The 15,717-nt window shown below is 47.7% G+C and carries 11 protein-coding genes and 1 pseudogene; 1 reads left to right on the top strand and 11 read right to left on the bottom strand.

Annotated features, from left to right (window positions below; translation table 11 throughout):
• Nucleotides 1-7: 7 nt before the first annotated feature.
• The 11 genes and pseudogenes from H6629_01045 to metH all read right to left on the bottom strand — a co-directional run bounded on the left by H6629_01045 (nt 8) and on the right by metH (nt 13,869).
• On the bottom strand, nt 8-601 hold the full coding sequence (locus H6629_01045; protein MCB9066382.1) for a sigma-70 family RNA polymerase sigma factor: 594 nt from the start codon (nt 599-601) through the stop codon (nt 8-10).
• Nucleotides 602-837: 236 nt separating this feature from the next.
• A complete protein-coding gene (locus tag H6629_01040) occupies nt 838-2,088 on the bottom strand; it encodes a bifunctional phosphoribosyl-AMP cyclohydrolase/phosphoribosyl-ATP diphosphatase HisIE (protein MCB9066381.1) in 1,251 nt (416 codons plus the stop codon).
• Complete coding sequence (gene hisF, locus H6629_01035; protein MCB9066380.1) at nt 2,082-2,843, bottom strand: imidazole glycerol phosphate synthase subunit HisF; 762 nt, start codon at nt 2,841-2,843, stop codon at nt 2,082-2,084. The genes H6629_01040 and hisF overlap by 7 nt, the downstream gene beginning before the upstream one ends.
• A gap of 35 nt (nt 2,844-2,878) precedes the next feature.
• Complete coding sequence (locus H6629_01030) at nt 2,879-4,477, bottom strand: T9SS type A sorting domain-containing protein (GenBank protein ID MCB9066379.1); 1,599 nt, start codon at nt 4,475-4,477, stop codon at nt 2,879-2,881.
• Between the two features lie 100 nt (nt 4,478-4,577).
• On the bottom strand, nt 4,578-5,174 hold the full coding sequence (gene hisH, locus H6629_01025) for an imidazole glycerol phosphate synthase subunit HisH (protein ID MCB9066378.1): 597 nt from the start codon (nt 5,172-5,174) through the stop codon (nt 4,578-4,580).
• Between the two features lie 78 nt (nt 5,175-5,252).
• A pseudogene (hisB, locus tag H6629_01020) lies at nt 5,253-5,839 on the bottom strand (imidazoleglycerol-phosphate dehydratase HisB).
• Nucleotides 5,840-6,077: 238 nt separating this feature from the next.
• The gene (locus tag H6629_01015; protein ID MCB9066377.1) at nt 6,078-7,460 is read right to left on the bottom strand and encodes an SGNH/GDSL hydrolase family protein; all 1,383 of its coding nucleotides are present in this window, start codon (nt 7,458-7,460) and stop codon (nt 6,078-6,080) included.
• Nucleotides 7,461-7,523: 63 nt separating this feature from the next.
• The gene (locus tag H6629_01010) at nt 7,524-8,789 is read right to left on the bottom strand and encodes a GNAT family N-acetyltransferase (protein MCB9066376.1); all 1,266 of its coding nucleotides are present in this window, start codon (nt 8,787-8,789) and stop codon (nt 7,524-7,526) included.
• A gap of 107 nt (nt 8,790-8,896) precedes the next feature.
• Nucleotides 8,897-9,430: an orotate phosphoribosyltransferase gene (gene pyrE / locus H6629_01005; protein ID MCB9066375.1), complete on the bottom strand. Its 534-nt coding sequence runs from the start codon at nt 9,428-9,430 to the stop codon at nt 8,897-8,899.
• A 28-nt stretch (nt 9,431-9,458) separates the two neighbouring features.
• Nucleotides 9,459-10,157 (bottom strand): HAD family hydrolase, encoded by a 699-nt coding sequence (locus H6629_01000; GenBank protein ID MCB9066374.1) that lies wholly within the window; start codon nt 10,155-10,157, stop codon nt 9,459-9,461.
• A 19-nt stretch (nt 10,158-10,176) separates the two neighbouring features.
• Nucleotides 10,177-13,869, bottom strand: coding sequence for a methionine synthase (gene metH, locus H6629_00995; GenBank protein ID MCB9066373.1), 3,693 nt, complete (start codon nt 13,867-13,869; stop codon nt 10,177-10,179).
• Between the two features lie 431 nt (nt 13,870-14,300).
• On the opposite strand from metH, the gene H6629_00990 reads away from it, so the two are divergent.
• On the top strand, nt 14,301-15,653 hold the full coding sequence (locus tag H6629_00990) for a GWxTD domain-containing protein (GenBank protein ID MCB9066372.1): 1,353 nt from the start codon (nt 14,301-14,303) through the stop codon (nt 15,651-15,653).
• The last annotated feature ends 64 nt before the right edge of the window (nt 15,654-15,717 follow it).

Raw genomic sequence — 15,717 nt, 5'->3', positions numbered from 1 at the left:
TACCCCATTATTCCCGGAGCCCATTACTAAATACAAAGTCCCGTACGAGCCTCAGCGAATAATTAAGTTTGTTGTGGACCTGTTTACTTTCCAGATTAAGCATCTCTGCGATTTCGTCAACACCTTTGTCATGCAAATATCTCAAAACGATTATCTGTCGTTGATCCGGCTTCAGGTTGTTTAGCGCTTTGCCTAATAAATCCTTCAACTCAAAATCTTCGATCGGTGATTTGAACAAATTTGTATTGTTATCATCGATTGAGTAGGATTGCCGGTTTTTCTTGAAATCCTGAGAAAAATTGTAAATTTTATTCCGAATGATACCTTGTAAATAGGCACTTAAACTACCACGCTTCGGATCAAAATGTCCTGAGCGCAAATTATTGACAATGGCTTCGAATACCTCAGAAATCAAATCCCGCAATTCGCTGTGCAGGATTCCGTTGCTTCTACCGTAAACCATGTACTTAATTTTGCGAAATAAATCATGTTCTGAAAAAAAATCCTCGACGGCTTGTTGGTCGCCGGATTTTATTTTTTCGACTAATTCTAAATCTCGATTTTCAAACAAAATGAGGGTCCCGCTTTCTTGGTGCATCATATTTTTTACGGGATATTAGCAAAAATAAATTATAACACCAATTTCAATATTTTCGTAAAGACATAGAAACGTGTAGCCAAAATCAATAAATGCCCTTTATATATATTTCTGAAATTAGCCCAAAATTCTGAATTATTTTTTTTAAATCGTGTATTTTTTTTGACGCAATAAAAAAGCCATCGCATTAATTTGCAGATGGCTTTTTGTAAACTATTGTAATAATTGATTTTACAAAATTATTTTTTTCGCCGGCGCCGAAGTTCGTGTAAAACCTCCTCGGTACCAATATTATGCCGGACAAGTTTCGCGGTAAGGAAAAATAACAGGTCCGCAGCTTCCCAAATCAGGTGATCGCGTTCTTCCGCTTCCACAACTTCCTGCGCTTCTTCAAGAATTTTTTCTGATAGCAAATCACCGGATTTCAATTTAGCAGTGTATGAACCTTCGGGTGAATTTTCGAAACGATCAGCGATGACGGTATATAATTCCAGCCATGAAAAATTCCGGTCACCAAAACAGGAATAATCACCGCGATGGCAGGCAACATTTGTTTGGTCAACAATCGCGAGGAGCGTATCCTGATCGCAATCCGTCCGCAGGCTGTGGAGTCGCTGAAAATGTCCGGATGTTTCGCCCTTTTGCCAGAGTTGATTTCGTGATCGCGAAAAATAATGCATGTTACCAGTGGCAAAAGTTTGCCGCAGCGATTCGCGATTGCTGTATGCCAGCATCAGGACTTGTCCGGCGCGATCCTGCACGATGGTTGGCAGCAGTTCGCTTTTCCGCCAGTTCAGCGATTCGATGAAACTGTCCGCCAGATCGATTTTTCCGGTATATAGCGCCATGCCGAGCTGTTGATCCGTGCCGAGCATCGCCAGTTCGCGAACCTCGTTGAGCGTGCTAACGCCACCGGCGACAGTGACGCGGCGGGTGGTTTTCGCCAGCAGCTTGCGGATCAATTCGTGATCGCTGCCCTGCATCATGCCTTCGCGTTCGACGCAGGTGAATAGAAATTCGGTGCAATAGTTATCGAGTTGTGGAACCGTTTCGAGAAGATCGAGTCCGGTGCGATGTTTCCATCCCTTTGTGACGATTTCGCCGTTGCGGGCATCGATGGCGATGATGATGTGCTGTGGCGAAACCGCATCTGCTAATTCCTGCAAAAACTTATGATTAACTGCATCGTTTTCAAACGCTTTGGAGCCGATGATCACTTTTCGGGCACCCAGACTGATCCACTCTTTCGCCTGCTCAACCGTTTTGATACCGCCGCCAACACGGCATTCTGCAGCTTTCAAAATCGGTTTTATCACATCTTTATTATTACCGTTGCCGAGCGCCGCATCCAGATCGATAATCGCAACTTCGCCGTAGCGGTTGAATCTTTTTGCCAAATCGAGCGGATTTTCCACCTCGAGTACTTTTTCAGCACCCTGTTTTAGCTGCACTGCTTTGCCGTCCATCAAATCAATCGAAGCGATTACCATCGCACAGACACTCCTCTCTGTTCCATCACTGATTTAAAATCGTTAACCGTGTAATCCCCGAAATGCAGCAGAGATGCCAGTAAAACTGCACTGGCTTTGCCTTCGATTGCCGCCTCTGCCACGTGTTCCGGATTTCCCGCGCCGCCGGAGGCGATCACCGGAATGCGCACACTTTCCGACACTTTGCGAGTGAGTTCCAGATCGTAACCCGCTTTCGTGCCGTCCGCATCGATAGAATTGAGCAAAATTTCGCCGGCGCCGAGCGCCTCGCCGCGCTGTGCCCATTCAATCACGTCGATGCCGGTGTCCTGCCGCGCGCCGTGGCTGTAAGCGTGCCATCCCGACCCGTCGGGACTGCGTTTCGCATCGATGGAAAGCACAATGCATTGCGCGCCGAAACGTTCTGCGCCCTCGCTGAGCAGCGCCGGATTTTTGAGTGCAGATGTGCACATTGCCACTTTGTCTGCGCCGGCTTGCAGCGTTTCGCGCATATCCGCCACCGTGCGAATGCCGCCACCGACCGTCAGCGGAATGAACACCTGCCGGGAAACCTGCTCGACCACATCCAGCATAGTTTGGCGGCTTTTGTGCGATGCGCCGATATCCAGAAAGACCAGCTCATCAGCTTTCTGGTCGTTGTAAAGTTTGGCGAGTTCAACCGGATCACCTGCGTCACGGATTTCCGTGAATTTCACGCCTTTGACCACGCGACCGTCGTCCACGTCCAGACAGGGAATTAAACGGGTAGCTAACATATTGTTTATACTTTGTTTCTGTTGATTATGGTTACTTATTTTATCAAAATCATTTTACGGATTTCGGAAAATGGTTTGCCCGAAACGCTGTTGGGATTCGCTGTTAATTGATAAAAATACATCCCGCTGGGCAAATTTTCCGCAACAAATGATTGCTCAAAAACTCCTGCGGGTAACGATTTCTGCAAAATCGTTTGCACTTTTTTGCCGGTCAGATCGAACACTACCAGCGAAACATCCGCTGCTTCCGGCAGGGCGAAGCGAATTGTCGTTTGCGGGTTGAACGGGTTCGGATAGTTCTGCGAAAGCGCGAATGCTGCAGGAAAGCCATCGCTATCTGGCATGCCGATACCGGTAGAAATATTGCCGATGGCTTTCGCGTAAGCATTTAAATATGTTGAATTTAAGCGATTATCCAGCCAGGAAATAAAATAGGTGCTGCCATTTGTTGCGATGTTCACATAACCGGAGCCGGTATTTTGCACATCGGGGATTACGAACACATCACCGAGCGGCGTGCCGTTTGCGGCAAACTGCCGCCCGCGGGCGCGAAACGCGTCCACACCGGAAACGCCGGGCAAACTGTCTGTCCAAACCACCATAAAGCTGCCGTCGGTGCGCACTGCGATTTCCGGGCGATCCCAAATGATGCCGCTACTTTGCGATATCTGGAAATTCGAGCCGACCGGCTGTGCCGACGAATTATACAACTGCCCGAAAATTTCGGGGCTGCCCGTACGCGCATCCGCCCAAACCACCACGCTGTTTCCTGTCGGCGTCATTCCAACAGCAGGGCGCAGGTTTAGCGTTCCGGCTGCATCGCCAGTATTTATTTTGAAATTTGAACCCACCGCGCCAACTGAGTTGTAAAATTGTCCGCTGATATCATAATTATTGTCCTGCCGCCCGTCTTCCCAAACGATCAGTGCGAGGTTATCCGCCAGTGCCAGATCTGAATAAACATGGTTGGCGTTCGGACCCGGATCGGTAAAATGCGGGTTGAAAAAATTGCCGACGGTGTTTCCGGCAGCGTCGAACAACTGCACGGCAACCGCGCTAAAACCGGTATCAAATGTGCGCCCATTCAGCGAAACGGCGAACGAACCGGACGGTGCAACAGCAATTCGTGGATTTTCTTCGCGTTCGTTTTCCACGTTGATCAGCCAATACACCACGCCAATCGTATTGTTGAGATCGAGCAAATTGCCGTTGGCATCCACACCGCCAATGCCCACTTCTGAAGAAAAGCCAAATGTGTCATCGCCGTAGTGCTCCATTGCGATGAGCGCGGTGTTTCCGGGAACCATTGCAATATCAGGATTTCCGATCATGTAATCTTGAATCCAGGCGTTTTCACCGCTGAAAAAATGGGTTTGTCCCACACGTTGCGCGGCTACGTTGAATCGCTGCACCGCAATTCGCGGTAACTGCGCAAACTGGTCGTCATATGGATTGTAATCCAGCCAGGCAATTGCCATGCTGCCGTCCGATCCGGCGGCGATGGCGGTTCTGCCCAAACCGTTTAAATTTGATGCGGGAATATTTACGGAAAAATCCGGGACCAGCACTTGCGAAAATGCGGTGCTGCAAATGAACAATAAAATTATCAACAATTCAATCGCAATTCGTTTCATAATTTTCTCCCAAAATTGATGGAAATTAGGCGTAAATGGCAATAAGATTGCGCATGATCCCCAAAATATGAGAAAATGATGTCGGATTTGAATTGACCAATCACAATTCGATCCAGTTTTTGAGCAATTTCAACCCGTTTTCTGCACTTTTTTCCGGATGAAACTGCACCGCGAAAACGTTGCCGCGCTGAACGATTGCAGTATAAGTGATACCGTAATCCGTTTCCGCAATAATGACATCTGGATCTGCAGGTTTACAGTAGAAACTGTGCAAAAAATAAAAATAAGAACCATCCGGAATGCCGTTGAGCAGGGGAGAGGCTTTGCGAATATTCAGCCGGTTCCAGCCGATTTGCGGCACTTTGTGATGGTCAAATTTGGGCACTTCACCGGCAAAAACGCCCAATCCTTTCGCGCCCGGCGATTCCGCACCGCTGTCGAACAGCACTTGCATGCCCACGCAAATGCCCAAAAACGGCTTGTCCGCAGCGATCCAGTCTAAAACGGGTTGTTCCATGCCGTATTCGCGGAGCTTGTCCACAGCCGCCTGAAACGCGCCAACGCCAGGCAAAATGACTTTTTCCAGCCCGGAAAAATCGGCTGCGCTGTGCAAAATGCGACTTTCAACTTCCAGAAAATCCAGTGCTTTGCGCACGGAACGTAAATTCCCCGCGCCGTAATCGATAATACCAATCATGTTATTTTCAAAGGATAAAGGATAATTGATAAAGGATAAATTTAATAAAAATAACAGGTTCTGAATTCAGTCTCAATCTCAAAGTTTCCCTTTGGTGCTGGGAATATCATTTTTGATGCGCGGTTCAATTTCGCAGGCGGTTTTCAGCGATTTTGCCAGCGCTTTAAACACTGCCTCAATTTTGTGGTGATCCGACCGACCGTAGTGCACTTTTACATGCACATTTGCGGCGAGCGCGTTGGTAAATCCCAAAAAGAAATCTTCGAACAATTCCGTCGGAAAATCGCCGATTGCGGGCGTTGAAAATCCACATCCCATACCAAAAACGGGCGACCGGATAAATCCAGCGCAACACTGGCCAGCGCTTCGTCCATCGGATACATCCAGAATCCGGCGCGTTTGATGCCGCGTTTATCGCCGAGCGCTGCTTTGAGCACTTCGCCCAAAACGATACCTGTATCTTCGATGGTGTGATGGGCATCCACATGCATATCGCCGGAAATTTTTGCCGTAAAGTCAAAAATACCGTGCTTTGCGAACGCGTCGAGCATGTGGGTCAGAAATCCCACCGGCGTTTCAATCTGATTTTTTCCGCTGCCATCGATATTCAGCGTCATCGAAATTTGGGTTTCGCTGGTGTTGCGTTCAATCGTTGCTTTTCGCATGAATCCCTCAGAAAAAGAAAAACCCGCTCACCAATCTGGCAGCGGGTTTTGAAATTGTTGTGGACTTTATTTTGTCAACCACAAACGCTGCCGGTTACTGATCCGTCAGGTGATGATGATGCAAATTGTGGTTAATTGTAAACATACGCTTCTATTTTCTGTTTTGTTAACGCCCAAAGTTAGATAAAAATTCCGTTTTTGCAAACACATTTTGTTTCGGTCGCGAATTTTCCGGTGATCACTGCTCCGGCGTTTCGGCGATGTGAAACGCCTGCTTTCGCCGAAAGTGAAACTGCAGCCGTTCACCAATAAATTTGGCAAACAGCGCATGACCTTTTGGCGTGAGATGTCCCGATCCATCCAGAAAATACAGCGATTGAACGTCTTCAACCGTCATTCCGGATTCTTGCAGCCACGCTCCGGTTTTCCAAAATGTGAGTTGCTGACTGGCGGCGAATTCGCTCAACCTGTTTTCCGGCGATAAAAAATCGTAATTGTTGTAAACCATAGACCAGTTGGCACCGGTTTGGTTTCGGAAAAACACTTCCGGGAAATGGGGAATCGTCACGAAGATCAAATCGATTCCTTTTTGTTCGGAAAATCGCTGCATTTTTAACATTAGTTTTTCGACGATAGCGTATGCTTTTTCCCCGGTCGAATCGACCGGTTGACGAAAAATAAAGGCATCGAAAGCCAGCCCGATGCGGTTGAAATCTTGTTCAACTTCGTCGGCTGATTCTTGCAAGTGTTTGTTTTTTTTCAGCATAAAACGTATTTTTTGAAACACATTTCCAACAATCTGCGGTAGTAAAATGTATCCAAATCCGGTTTTGACCAACTGTCCCGGGCTCAGCGAATAGTTGCTCTCCATTGCGTCAAACAGATCTTCGCGGGCTTTTTCGCTACCGGGCAACAATGCCAGCTCTCCGGAATCATCGAGCGTATAATAAATGTATTCGACCGGTGGTTTGCGCATGTTGGACTCCGCTTCGTGCAGCGAATTACTGAAATCGTTGCCCAAAAACAGGAATACAATTGCTGTTTCCGGCTTCAAATGGCGATATCCGAATTTCAAAATTTCCAGATATTGGGCAGGACCAGCGCCGGTAATTCCCAACGCAGACACCCGGTAAAACGGGTCATCCGGGTTTTTGGAATTGAATGTCGATTCAAGCCGAACGCCGAGGTGTTTTTTCGTGGGAATTTCGTGTGCTTCGATAAAGCTATCGCCGATCAGCGCGATGCGGTGCGCGGTGGAATCTGCATCAAAATTGGCGTAATGCCAGCCCTGGCGATTCATAAATCCATTGCTGAATCCTTCCGCGCTGTGATAGCTGCGCCCAAACGGCGTTCGCCACATGATGCGCATTCCGGGAATAATTCCCGCCAAAGCAGCAATTTGCAACAGAATTTCAATTGCCAAAATGTTGGCGATAAGTATGATTATATATTTGGACTTACGCCTAACCCATTGAAGGTTGAGAAAATAAATGCTCGTAATAGCAATCACGATAAACAGATATTCTTTGTTACCCAAATCCGGAATCAGGCTGATGTGCTCACAAATAAAAACTGTAGACAAAATGGAAATCAGAAAAAATAGTGGGAATATTACGAACATTAAAAATCTATCTTTCACCAAATTTTTCCTCCGAAAATGAACGGTCAATAATATATCATTTTTTTATTCGCTCAGGTTACGCAGCTTTTGAAAAACGGCGAAATTTCCACCCACAACATTGGAAATCCGCAACAGTTGGTGCTGCGTTTTTTTGTGATCCCTGATTTTTTTCAATCGCGTAAGTAATTGAAATTCCATTAAATACAGCAACTGGCTTTTAATATAATCAGAAAAAATAAACACGGTTTTGTGGTGGCGATTTTCTTTTGTCCAATGTTTTTTGTATGCATCATCGCCGCCGCAAAAATCGAATTCCTGACCTTGATTGCGGAAAAAGTTTTCGATAACGATTGTCTGCAACGTGCTGCCAGGCGACAAATCGCGATAATTTTCATCAAATTCCGAGCGCAGTAAATAACTGATATTATTGTAGTTGAGGATGTAGTGAAATGCCACGGGTTTATTATCAACCCGAAGAATCCATATTTTCAGCCACCCGTGAAAGCTGCTGATCCGGCTCAGTTCTGCAAAAAATTTGCGCCGGTTTTGCCCGCTGCCTATATCCGAGTTGATCGGATTTTTCCAACTGTGGCTGCCAATTGATGACAGTGTGTTCATCAACAGCACCGCATTTGCGGGTGAGACATTAATTTCTTCGTAGGTTACGTTGCCATTGGCAAAGGCTTTACGCCGGAACTGGCGGATACTGCGCCGGAATCGTTTGGACAACGTTCCGAGAAAATCATCCCAATTTCCGCTAAATTGGATAAACGGCGAAACGAGCGCATCCTGAAAACCGTGAGCAAATTTTCGTTTGGAAAGGAAGTGCTTTAATGCGATAAATGTGGGGCTAAACGATGAAATATTGCGAAATAAAACCAAATCCCATGACCGGGAATGTCGGCTGATAAAATTGAGTAATCGCGACAAAACAAAAAAATATTTCGGGTGAAAAATAAATTCACAGCGCGGCGATTCGTCATTTTCCATGAACTTGAGGCAGCGAACACTGACAAATCGCAATCGCCATTTGCCGATCATCAGCGGTGCGATGGCAACGAGCTGTTCATCGACATAAACCATCACCACAAAAAGCTGGCTACCGTTACCAAAGTTATTCCACCAGACATCGAACCATTCATGCCGCAAAAAAACGTAATCGTTGAGCGATTGTTCAACCAACGCGTTCCATTCATCCCGGCGTTGCTGAAAATCCTGATAATTGTTGATAATTTGAAATCGGAGGTTTTGGCACTTTTTGTTGAGAAATCCGTCAACAAGAGAAGCGTAATCCGCTTTAGGAATGCTGTATGTGTAGGTTTCGCTCATCACTTCCCTGTGATTTTATCTTACAGATTGATTATCGAACTGAGTCCGTAATCTATTAGCAATTACTGTAGTTTACGCCCGCTTCGGATAAATGATACGCTACAGGATCACAAAACACCGGCAGCCGTTTTGATTTCGCTCATTGTCAGCAATGGCAGGAGTTGCAAATTGGCTTTCGCCAGATTTTCCCGCCCGCCGGATTGCCGGTCGATGACGCAGACAACCGATTCAATTTTCGCGCCGAGCTTGCGCAAATCTTCTGCCGACAGCAAAATTTGCCCGCCGGATGTGACCACATCTTCCACGATCAGCAATTTTTTTCCGGCGATGTCGCCGCCTTCTGCCAGTTTGCAAGTGCCGTAAGTTTTGGCTTCTTTACGCACGAACAGCGCCGGAATGCCGCTCAATTGCGACAGCATCGTCACTACCGGAATGCCGCCCATTTCCAGTCCGGCGAGCAAATCCGTGTCTTTAGGGATCAGTGGCAACAGGTGTTCTGCAACGGCCTTCAGAATTTCTGGCTGTGCTTCGAACAAATATTTGTCAAAATATTCGTTGCTGATCGCGCCGGAGCGCAGCAAAAATTCGCCGGTGATGTGGCAGGTATCGTATATTGCTTTGGCTAATTCTGTTTTGGTCATCGGGTAACCTTTTGATATTGCAAGTTGTTCAAAAATCTGAATTTGGATTGAAAATTTCCGTCAATTTCCTGATACCGGTGACAGTCGTAAAATGGTAATTTGCCAAAATTTCGGGATCGACATGTTCGTGAACCCAGGTAGTGTGAAAAGGAATGTGCACCGCGTTTCCGCCGATTTCCAGCACCGGCAAAATATCCGATTTCAGCGAATTACCGATCATGCAAAACTCCTCCGGTGCTATGTCGTATTGTTCCAAAATTCGCCGGTACACCTCCGGCGTTTTTTCACTAACAATTTCCACATGTTTAAACAGCGGTGCAATGCCGGAGCGGGCAACCTTGCTTTCCTGATCGAACAGATCGCCTTTGGTGATGATCATCAGCGGAAAATCCGCCGACAATTTTTTGATCGTGCTTTCGGCATCCGGTAAAAATTCAATCGGCTTGGTGAGAAGCGATTTGCCCATCTCGATAATTTTTTGGATGTGAACGGTGGTCACGCGATAGTCGGTCAGTTCAATCACTGTTTCGATCAGCGAAAGGGTAAAGCCTTTTGCACCGTACCCAAACACTCGCAAATTTGCCAACTCGCGTTCGTAGAGCAAATCCAGAAATTTTTCGGGATCCACGTAATTGCTTAACATATCTTCAATTGCAGCCTCCACTTCGCGATAAAACGGCTCATTCACCCAAAGTGTGTCGTCTGCGTCGAATGCAATCATCCGGATCTGTTTTCCCACAATCATTTTATACCTCGTATCCTAAAATAGGTGCCAGCCAACGTTCGGCTTCGGTGATGCTCATGCCTTTTCGACGGGCGTAATCTGCAACCTGGTCTTTCCCGATGCGCCCGATGCCGAAATAACGCGATTCGGGATGCGCAAAATAATAGCCGCTCACCGATGCCGCCGGCAGCATTGCAAAATTTTCTGTGAGGGAAATACCGGTTGTGGCGGTCGCTGCGAGCAGTTCGAACAACGCCGGTTTTTCGGTGTGATCCGGGCAAGCCGGATAACCGGGTGCCGGGCGAATACCGCGATATTTTTCGTGAATCAACGCATCATTGTCGAGGGTTTCGTCGGGTGAGTATCCCCATAATTCCTTTCGGACGCGCTCGTGCATCAATTCTGCGAACGCTTCTGCCAGCCGATCTGCCAACGCTTTGGCGAGAATCGCGTTGTAATCGTCATTCTCCGCCTCGAAACGGGCGACCAATTGTTCGATGCCGATGCCTGCGGTGACGGCAAATCCGCCGATGTAATCGGCAACGCCACTGTCCGCCGGGGCAACAAAATCCGCCAGCGACATATTGGATCGATCATCGTTGCGCTGCATTTGCTGCCGTAATGTATGAACCACGGTCTGCTCGTGTTTCCGCGATTCGTCGGTATAAATTTCGATATCGTCGCCAACCGAATTTGCCGGGAAAAAGCCGATCACCGCGTTGGCGGTGAGCAATTGTTTATCGACAATTTCATTCAGCAGTTGCTGCGCATCGTCGAACAATTTCTGCGCTTCGGGACCGTATGTTTCGTGTTCGAGAATTTTCGGGTAGCTGCCTTTCATTTCCCAAGTCTGGAAAAACGGCGTCCAGTCGATGCGCTCGCGAATTTCCGCAAGTGGATAATTTTCAAATACTTTGGTGCCCAAAAATTCCGGTTTTGTGATCTCTTTTTCGCTAAAATTCAGCTTCAGCGAATTGTCCCGGGCTGCGGCGATGGTCGCCAGTTGTTTGTCGCCGTGCTTCCGGCGATGTGCCTCGCGAACCTCAACATATTCGTTTTTCAGCGATTTCACAAAATCTTCGCGCTGGGTTTTGCTGAGCAAATTGCTCACCACGCCAACCGCCCGCGATGCGTCCAACACATAGACCACTGGTTGTTCGTACGCCGGATCGATTTTCACCGCCGTGTGCGCTTTCGAGGTGGTTGCGCCGCCGATCAGCAGCGGCAGCGTAAATTTTTCGCGTTGCATTTCGCGGGCAACGTGCACCATTTCGTCCAGCGATGGCGTAATCAATCCGCTGATGCCGATCACATCCACGTTGTGTTCTTTGGCTGCTTTGAGAATTTTATCCGCCGGAACCATCACGCCGAGATCGATAATTTCGTAATTATTACACGCCAGAACGATGCCCACAATATTTTTGCCGATGTCGTGCACATCGCCTTTGGCGGTTGCCAGCAACACTTTTCCGGCGGTTTTGGCGGCGTTTTCCGCTTTTTCTGCTTCCATGTATGGCTGCAAATACGCCACCGCGCGTTTCATCACCCGGGCGCTTTTGACCACCTGCGGCAGAAACATTTTTCCCGCGCCAAACAGATCGCCAACCACGTTCATTCCGTCCATCAACGGACCTTCAATCACTTTTAGCGGTCGCTCCAGTTTTTGGCGGGCTTCCTCTGTATCGGATTCGATAAATTCCACGATGCCTTTGATCAGCGCGTGTTTCAATCGCTCCTCAACCGGCAATTTGCGCCATTCCGCATCCGCTACGGTTTTTTTGCCCTGCGATTTCACAGTTTCAGCGAAATCCACCAGTTTTTCTGTGGCTTCGTTGTTGCGATTGAGCAGCACATCTTCCACCAATTTGAGCAAGTTTTTGTCGATGTCTTCATATACCGTAATTTGTCCGGCGTTGACGATACCCATATCCATCCCTGCTTTGATGGCGTGATACAAAAATGCCGAGTGCATCGCTTCGCGAACCGGATCGTTACCGCGAAACGAAAATGAAATATTGCTGACGCCGCCGCTGATCAGTGCGCCTTTCAAATGCGTTTTGATGTGGCGCGTCGCTTCGATGAACTCCACGGCGTAATCGTTGTGTTCTTCGATGCCGGTTGCGACCGCGAAAATATTCGGGTCAAAAATAATGTCCTGCGGGGGAAAACCGATTTCCTCGGTGAGCAGACGAAAAGCGCGGGTGCAAATTTCCGTTTTCCGCTCAACCGTTTCTGCCTGACCTTTTTCGTCAAAAGCCATCACGATCACCGCTGCGCCGTAGCGCCGCGCCAGTTTGGCGTGTTGCAGAAAAACGTCCTCACCTTCCTTCATGCTGATCGAATTGACGATGCATTTGCCCTGCGCGCATTGCAGTCCGGCTTCGATTACTTCCCATTTTGAGGAATCAATCATAATCGGCAGTTTGGCAATATCCGGTTCAGAAGCGATGAGGTTGAGAAAATGCACCATCGCGGCTTTGGAATCGAGCATGCCTTCGTCCATGTTGATATCGAGAATTTGCGCGCCGTTTTCCACCTGTTTTTGCGCGACATCCAGTGCTTCGTCGAACTGATTGTTTAATATGAGTTTAGCGAAACGGCGACTGCCGGTAACGTTGCAGCGTTCGCCCACGTTCAGAAAATTGCTGTCCGGGCGAACGACCAACGGCTCCATCCCGGAAAAACGCGGGTAGGGGGGAAGTTCGGGAATCTGGCGGGGCGATCGGTTTTTCATCGCCTCGGCGATGGCGCGGGTAAACGCCGGTGTGCTGCCGCAGCAACTACCGACGATATTCAAAAATCCGCTGTCCGCGAAATCTGCCAGCAGTGCCGCCATTTCTGCAGGTGTTTGGTCGTATCCGCCAAATTCATTCGGCAAACCGGCGTTCGGGTAGCAGCTTACAAACACATTCGCCATGCCGGAAAGCTCCTCGATATACGGGCGCATTTCCTGCGCACCGAGCGCGCAGTTGATGCCGACGCTCAGCAAATCCGCGTGATTGATCGATGTCCAGAATGCTTCCAGCGTTTGCCCGGAAAGCGTGCGACCGCTGGCATCCACAATTGTAACGGACGCCATAATTGGCAGGCGTTTGCCGGTTGCCTCAAAATATTCGTCGATGGCGAACAGCGCGGCTTTGGCGTTCAGCGTATCGAAAATGGTTTCCACCATCAGCAAATCCACGCCGCCTTCCACCAATCCGCGAACCTGCTCGTAATATGCGTTGCGCATGTCCGCGAATGTGGCGTTGCGAAATGCCGGGCGATTCACATCCGGCGACATCGACGCCGTGCGGTTTGTCGGGCCGAGCGCACCGGCAACCCAGCGCACCGCACCGGGATTTTCCGCAACGAATTCATCGCGCGCTGCGCAGGCAACTTTCGCAGATTCGTAGTTTATCTCATAAACAAGATCGACCATATTATAATCGATCATCGAAATACCGTTGGCGCTAAAGGTGTTTGTTTCAACAATATCTGCCCCGGCATCGAAATATTGGCGATGGATTTCTTTGATAATCTGCGGTTGGGTGATGCTCAGCAGATCGTTATTGCCTTTCAAATCGGAGGGATAATCAGCAAACCGCTCACCTCGAAAATCGGATTCCTGCAATTTGTAACCCTGGATCATCGTTCCCATCGCGCCGTCCAAAATCAAAATACGGCGCTGTAAATCACGGTAAATCGGATGTTCGCTAAAACCATGCCTTTTCATAACATATCCTTTATTGCCAACAGTTTCTGTTTTGATATAATGCCAAAATTATACACAAAATTCGATCCGGTCACAAATAATATCTTCATTATTGAGAATCAACGGAACTGCTTGCGTATTGGATATCGTCATCAGCTGCATAAAATCTCGTCGACTGCACGAAACGCCGGATAACACATCTAAAACCAATCACAGAAATTAAATTTATTAACTCAAAGAATACAATTGTTTACAGTCGATTTTTTTATTCAATAACACCAAGAGACGCTAAAATTAATTGATGGCATGAAATTCGTATGATCAGTTGTGTCGGCTGTATTTCTGAAAGATTGCAACTTCTGTTTCCTCCCGTCCGGTTTGTCAGCCGAGGAAAATCAAACGCTTGGGTTAATATAAGCTGCAATTTTGGCAGCTTGTTTTGGGGTGCAATTATGAAAAATTTTTGGGAATTGGGTAAAATTGCGGTTCGGAAAATCGGTTTGGCATTAGGGGTTGGGACGGTATTTTTCGCATTTCCGCAATCGGTATCGGGAAACGGATACATCATTCATAACGAATGGCGGAATCCGGCACCGGCGGTTTACATGGATGTCTGGAGTGGGATTGATGCAAAATCGGGAAAATTGCAAACATCTGTTATTATTGAAGTTGCACCTACAGATTTGGTGTTTGAAAATACCGGAAACGGTTTTTTGGCAACATATGAAATTGATCTGGCGATCATCAGGGAAGATGGGCAGCGCATCGAAAGCAATCAGCTTTCGGATACGGTTTGGGTAAGGGAATATGACGACATCGCTGCATACAAATGGAATCGTTATTTCCGGATCAATTTCGGGTTGCCGAATGGCTACTATCGCGCAGAGGCGGCGGTTACCGATAAAAATATCAACAAAGCGCTGGTGAAAGGAATTCAGTTTAATGTTGATCTGGAAAAACCGTACGCGGTTGATATCAGCGATCTGATGTTGGGCAAAAAGGATGTTATCCAACTGCAAGGCAAAGGACGGATAGCGAGTGTGTTACCGGATGCGCATCGGGTTTATGGGTTGAACCGCGATCGCATGTATTATTATTTCGAAATTTACACTCAAAATCCATCTCCGAACGATTCAGCAGAATATGTAGTGCAGATCATCCGCGATGATCGGGTTGAGGAAATTTCCCGGAATGTGCTGCCGCTGAAACGCGCCCGGATTCCGGTAATGGGAACGGTGTACACCTCGGATTTCGATCCCGGTAATTGCCGGTTGGCAGTAGCTGTTTATCCGCGAAAAGGGCAAGTGCATCTGGAACGCCAGAAACCGTATGCGATTTTCCAAAGCCCCACAGATTTGCGCTTTCGCGATGCGGATGAAATTTTGCAGGAAATTCGCCTCATCGCCAGCCACGATGAATGGGAATATCTGAATTCACTCGCCAAAACCGAACCCGGTGCTGCAGTACTGCAAGCTGCCATCGATGCATTTTGGCTGGATCGCGATCCCACACCGAAAACGCAATTCAACGAATTGATGGCGGAATTTTATGAACGCGCCATAACGGCCAAAATCCTGTTTCAGCAAGGCTCGAACACACCGTTCAATTTGAACGACCGCAGCAAAGTTTATGTGATGTTGGGGCAACCGGATAATATCGCCCGCCAATCGGATGGTTCGATGATGGGTTATTACGAAATTTGGCAATATCGCAGCCACAAGTTGCAGGTAATTTTTCAGGATGATATGGGTTACGGCAATTTCCGGTTGATCAACCCGGGCAATTTGCTTAGCGAAGCGTATTAAAAACAGATAGTTACCATTCGCATAAATTTTAGTGCCATCAACCATTCAACGTTGATGGCACTTT

It is taken from the genome of Calditrichia bacterium, assembly GCA_020634975.1.
Classification (GTDB): Bacteria; Calditrichota; Calditrichia; order RBG-13-44-9; family J075; genus JACKAQ01.
Note: the sequence above shows the minus strand (reverse complement) of the source record. Positions and strands in the feature narration are given on the sequence as shown.

Bases quoted from the DNA above. Each gene is read 5' to 3' on its own strand.
- pyrE (MCB9066375.1), bottom strand. From the start codon at position 9,430: ATGACCAAAACAGAATTAGCCAAAGCAATATACGATACCTGCCACATC.
- H6629_01045 (MCB9066382.1), bottom strand. From the start codon at position 601: ATGATGCACCAAGAAAGCGGGACCCTCATTTTGTTTGAAAATCGAGAT.
- hisH (MCB9066378.1), bottom strand. From the start codon at position 5,174: ATGATTGGTATTATCGATTACGGCGCGGGGAATTTACGTTCCGTGCGC.
- H6629_01040 (MCB9066381.1), bottom strand. From the start codon at position 2,088: ATGGTAATCGCTTCGATTGATTTGATGGACGGCAAAGCAGTGCAGCTA.
- H6629_01010 (MCB9066376.1), bottom strand. From the start codon at position 8,789: ATGAGCGAAACCTACACATACAGCATTCCTAAAGCGGATTACGCTTCT.
- metH (MCB9066373.1), bottom strand. From the start codon at position 13,869: ATGAAAAGGCATGGTTTTAGCGAACATCCGATTTACCGTGATTTACAG.
- H6629_00990 (MCB9066372.1), top strand. From the start codon at position 14,301: ATGAAAAATTTTTGGGAATTGGGTAAAATTGCGGTTCGGAAAATCGGT.
- H6629_01015 (MCB9066377.1), bottom strand. From the start codon at position 7,460: ATGTTCGTAATATTCCCACTATTTTTTCTGATTTCCATTTTGTCTACA.
- hisF (MCB9066380.1), bottom strand. From the start codon at position 2,843: ATGTTAGCTACCCGTTTAATTCCCTGTCTGGACGTGGACGACGGTCGC.
- H6629_01030 (MCB9066379.1), bottom strand. From the start codon at position 4,477: ATGAAACGAATTGCGATTGAATTGTTGATAATTTTATTGTTCATTTGC.